Below are 3,140 nucleotides of genomic sequence, written 5' to 3'. Positions count from 1 at the left end.
ATGCAAATGACCATTTAATTGGGATGGGGTAAAGTTCTTTGACATATTGGAAGAAGTAATTGAAAAAGAGAAGACAACAGTATAGAGACGGTTGTTGGCTGTTAGAGATTACAGTTATAGGCGCCGGGCAACCGGAGGCAGATAACAGGTAAAGGAAAACACGGCAACCAGATCAAAAAAGCATACATACCGAGCAAAAGCGGTATAGTAGAAGAAAGTAAGAAAGGGTACACGGGGGATGCCTTGGCTCTCAGAGGCGATGAAAGACGTGATAAGCTGCGATAAGCCGCGGGGATCAGCAAATATGAATTGATCCGCGGATTTCTGAATGGGGAAACCTAATTAGTTGAAGACTAATTGCATAAATGCGCTAACCTGCTGAACTGAAACATCTAAGTAAGCAGAGGAAGAGAAAACAATAGTGATTTCCAGAGTAGTGGCGAGCGAAATGGAAGAAGCCCAAACCTATTATGTTACGGCATAATGGGGGTTGTAGGACCACAACATGAATATTAAAATGAACCGGAACGGGGTGGGAAACCCGGCCATAGAGCATGAGAGCTGCGTACGGGTAAGTAATAATAGGATAGTGGTATCCTGAGTACCGCGAGGTCGGAGACGCCTTGTGGGAATTTGCCGGCACCATCCGGTAAGGCTAAATACTCCTGAGAGACCGATAGTGAACCAGTACCGTGAGGGAAAGGTGAAAAGAACCCCGAACAGGGGAGTGAAATAGAACCTGAAACCGTGTACTTACAAGCGGTCGGAGCCATTCGTGGTGACGGCGTGCCTTTTGCATAATGAGCCTACGAGTTACTCTTCCCTGGCAAGGTTAAGTGTTTAAGACACGGATCCGAAGCGAAAGCGAGTCTGAATAGGGCGTATAGTCAGGGGAGGTAGACGCGAAACCTTGTGATCTACCCATGGACAGGTTGAAGGTGCCGTAACAGGTACTGGAGGACCGAACCGATAAACGTTGAAAAGTTTCCGGATGATTTGTGGGTAGGGGTGAAAGGCTAATCAAACTGGGAAATAGCTCGTACTCCCCGAAATGTTTTTAGGAACAGCCTGGCGGTTGAGTTATTCAGAGGTAGAGCTACTAATTGGGTGCGGGGGAGTCAAATCCTACCAAATCCAGATAAACTCCGAATGCTGAATAATATACGCTGGAGTGAGGCTCTGGGTGCTAAGGTCCAGGGCCGAGAGGGAAAGAACCCAGACCATCAGCTAAGGTCCCCAAATTACTGCTAAGTTGAACTAACGAGGTCCGATTGCACAGACAGCTAGGATGTTGGCTTGGAAGCAGCCATTCATTTAAAGAGTGCGTAACAGCTCACTAGTCGAGCGATCGGGCATGGATAATAAACGGGCATCAAGCAGTATACCGAAGCTATGGATTTGCAGCAATGCATCTGGTAGGGGAGCATTCTATATGCCGGCGAAGCAGGAGGGACAACCGACTGTGGAGGTTATAGAAAAGCAAATGTAGGCATAAGTAACGATAAGGCGGGAGAGAAACCCGCCCACCGAAAGACTAAGGTTTCCTGATCAACGCTAATCGGATCAGGGTTAGTCGGGGCCTAAGGTGAAGCCGAATGGCGTAGCCGATGGACAACTGGTTAATATTCCAGTACTTTTTATAACTGCGATGCGGTGACGGAGTAGTGACACTGACGCGAACTGACGGAATAGTTCGTTAAAGGCCGTAGGTATAGGTTCTGTAGTTAAGTACGCAGAGCTTGCTGAAAGCTGATAGTACTTGAAACCTTCGGGGGACGAGATAGTTCAGGTAATCAGACTTCCAAGAAAACCCGCTAAGCTTCAGGTTATAAAAACCCGTACCGTAAACCGACACAGGTAGTCGAGGAGAGAATCCTAAGGTGCTCGAGTGAATCATGGCTAAGGAACTCGGCAAAATGGCCCTGTAACTTCGGGAGAAGGGGCGCTGGCAGCAATGTCAGCCGCAGTGAAAAGGCCCAGGCGACTGTTTAACAAAAACACATGGCTTTGCAAAATCGAAAGATGACGTATAAGGCCTGACACCTGCCCGGTGCCGGAAGGTTAAGAGGGGATGTTAGTCGCAAGGCGAAGCATTGAATCGAAGCCCCGGTAAACGGCGGCCGTAACTATAACGGTCCTAAGGTAGCGAAATTCCTTGTCGGGTAAGTTCCGACCTGCACGAATGGTGTAACGATCTGGGCGCTGTCTCAGCCATGAGCTCGGTGAAATTGTGGTATCGGTGAAGACGCCGGTTACCCGCAACGGGACGGAAAGACCCCATGCACCTTCACTACAACTTAACATTGATATCGGATACAGGATGTGTAGGATAGGTGGGAGACTGTGATCCAGCTTCGCTAGGAGTTGGTTAGTCAACGTTGAAATACCACCCTTTCTGTATTTGGTGTCTAACCCTGTAAGACGGGGGACATTGTTTGGCGGGTAGTTTGACTGGGGTGGTCGCCTCCAAAAAGGTAACGGAGGCTTTCAAAGGTAAGCTCAGTACGCTTGGTAACCGTACGCGGAGTGCAATAGCATAAGCTTGCTTGACTGTGAGGCAGACAAGCCGAGCAGGGTCGAAAGACGGATATAGTGATCCGGTGGTTCTGCATGGAAGGGCCATCGCTCAAAGGATAAAAGGTACGCTGGGGATAACAGGCTGATCTCCCCCAAGAGCTCATATCGACGGGGAGGTTTGGCACCTCGATGTCGGCTCGTCACATCCTGGGGCTGGAGAAGGTCCCAAGGGTTGAGCTGTTCGCTCATTAAAGTGGCACGCGAGCTGGGTTCAGAACGTCGCGAGACAGTTCGGTCCCTATCTGTTGTGGGCGCAGGAAGTTTGAGTGGGGCTGACCTTAGTACGAGAGGACCGGGTTGGACTAACCTCTGGTGAATCTGTTATGGCGCCAGCTGTATTGCAGAGTAGCTACGTTGGGAATAGATAAGCGCTGAAAGCATCTAAGTGCGAAACTAGCCACAAGATGAGACTTCCATTGAGGGTCGTAGCAGACTACTACGTTGATAGGTTACAGGTATAAAGGTGGTGACATCAAAGCCGAGTAATACTAATTGCCCGAAGCTTTCTCATAGCAGGTAATATGGTGAGTGGTGAAAAGTGCGTGATGAGTAGCAATACTCGT

1 rRNA gene is annotated in these 3,140 nt (G+C 49.1%); it reads left to right on the top strand.

The window, feature by feature from the left end:
• Positions 1 to 211: 211 nt before the first annotated feature.
• Positions 212 to 3,088 (top strand): 23S ribosomal RNA (locus J2W55_RS25705).
• The last annotated feature ends 52 nt before the right edge of the window (positions 3,089 to 3,140 follow it).

Source organism: Mucilaginibacter pocheonensis (genome assembly GCF_031456535.1).
Classification (GTDB): Bacteria; Bacteroidota; Bacteroidia; order Sphingobacteriales; family Sphingobacteriaceae; genus Mucilaginibacter; species Mucilaginibacter pocheonensis.
This window is presented reverse-complemented; position numbering and strand designations above follow the sequence as displayed.